General features: G+C 71.4%; 2 protein-coding genes and 1 riboswitch. Both genes read left to right on the top strand.

From position 1 onward, the window contains the following. Positions 1-167 precede the first annotated feature (167 nt). Positions 168-288, top strand: a riboswitch (SAM riboswitch). Between the two features lie 66 nt (positions 289-354). Beyond that, a complete protein-coding gene (locus tag AC2W7A_RS12185; RefSeq protein WP_485991574.1) occupies positions 355-897 on the top strand; it encodes a flavin reductase family protein in 543 nt (180 codons plus the stop codon). A 315-nt stretch (positions 898-1,212) separates the two neighbouring features. Further along, positions 1,213-1,416 (top strand): cold-shock protein, encoded by a 204-nt coding sequence (locus AC2W7A_RS12180; RefSeq protein WP_485991573.1) that lies wholly within the window; start codon positions 1,213-1,215, stop codon positions 1,414-1,416. The last annotated feature ends 283 nt before the right edge of the window (positions 1,417-1,699 follow it).

Raw genomic sequence — 1,699 nt, 5'->3', positions numbered from 1 at the left:
GGAGCAGGCTGAGGCTCGGCGGGCGGCGACGCGCGGCTCCTCCGGGGCGTCGGTGCCCTCCGGGCGCCGTGGGCGACGCAGCGGCAGCATCGATGTGACGCCGCGCGACGTCCGTCTGGCGGACGTCTTTGACCGCGCCTCCGGACCGCCCCTAGGCTGGACTCCAGAATCACGAGCTCCCGTCATTCACGGCCCTGGCCGGCGGGACGGCAACCCTCGCAACGCTGCAGTGGGGTGCTCCAGGTGAGGATTCGGCCCTCCGGCACCCCGGCTGGGCAAGTACAGCGTCTCTGCGGACATGACGGTCCGCCGCCTGCGCCGCAGGGTCGCGTCCGTTCCGAAGGGATCCGACGCATGACCGCCTCCGCACTGCTCTCCCCCGCCGCTGCCGCGCACCCGCGCTGGGACGAAGACCTCACGCCCCTGAACCTGCGCCGCGGCCTGGGCGCGTTCCCCACCGGCGCCGTGGCCGTCACCGGACGGGCCGACGGCGTGGACGAGGTGATGGTGTCCTCCTCCTTCGCGGTGGGGATCTCCTGGGAGCCGGCCCTGGTCTCCTTCTCCGCCCAGAAGTCCTCCCGCACCTGGACCCGCCTGCGGAACTCGGACACCCTCGGCATCTCCCTGCTCGCCGAGGACCAGCACCACCTGTGCCGTCAGCTGTCCTCCCGCACCGGCGACCGCCTCGCGGGCCTGGGGCTGCACCGCACGGACCGGGGCACCCCGCTGCTCGAGGGCTCCTCCCTCTGGCTGGAGACCCGGCTGCACGCCGAGGTGGACGCCGGGGACCACACCGTGGTCCTGCTGGAGGTGCTCGGTTTCGCCGATCACACGGACGTCCACGCCCCGGCCGCGCTGCACCACAACGCCTTCACCGGACTCCGTCCGCTCGCCTGACCTGGGCTGACACCCTCCCCACACCGGACGGCGGGACGGCGACGACGGCGGTCCGGCACCCGCTGTCCGCCCGCCGCCCGCAGGCGGCGGGGAGACCGTGGACACAGGGGGTATTCCGTCGTCGGGAAACGTGAGACGATGGACGAGAAGTAGTACTACCTGTTTCCCGGCTTCTTGCAGCATCCGGGCCTTGCGGCCCGGGGCGTTGGTCTTCGCGGTTCAGTTTCACCGCTTCACCCGTGCGGGCAATCCGCCGCACGGCACCGACGCCCGCGTCCTGCACACCGCAGGCGGGCACAGCGAAAGGACACCCTCATGACCGTGGGTACCGTCAAGTGGTTCAACGCAGAGAAGGGCTTCGGCTTCATCGCCCCGGAGGACGGCTCCGCCGACGTCTTCGTGCACTTCTCCGCCATCCAGTCCCAGGGCTTCAAGGAGCTCCAGGAGAACGACCGCGTCGAGTTCGAGACTCAGCAGGGCGACAAGGGCCTCCAGGCCGCCAACGTCACCCGCATCTGATGCACCGGCCCCGCCTGCCGCGGGGCTGACCTGGTCGTGAGACCGGGACCAGAGTTCAGACACAGCAGTGTCACAAGGGCCGGTGGGCCGCTAGAATCGTCTTCGCAGGCGTTTGACAGGCGGCCCGCCGGCCCTTGTCTCATGTTCATCCGGCTGCTTCCGGCACTCGCCGCTCGTCTGGAGGGGACCCCACGATGACCGCACGCACCCGCCGCACCGCCACCGCGCGACCGCGCGGCCTCGGCGTGACCGGCGTACTGCTGTCCGCCGCCGTGCTCGCCGG

The organism is Micrococcus sp. LASM2_SD2, from assembly GCF_057364565.1.
The sequence above is the reverse complement of the archived record's forward strand: the minus strand, read 5'-3'. Positions and strand labels throughout refer to the sequence as shown.

Coding starts and splice junctions, on each gene's coding strand:
- AC2W7A_RS12185 (WP_485991574.1), top strand. CDS start 355: ATGACCGCCTCCGCACTGCTCTCCCCCGCCGCTGCCGCGCACCCGCGC.
- AC2W7A_RS12180 (WP_485991573.1), top strand. CDS start 1,213: ATGACCGTGGGTACCGTCAAGTGGTTCAACGCAGAGAAGGGCTTCGGC.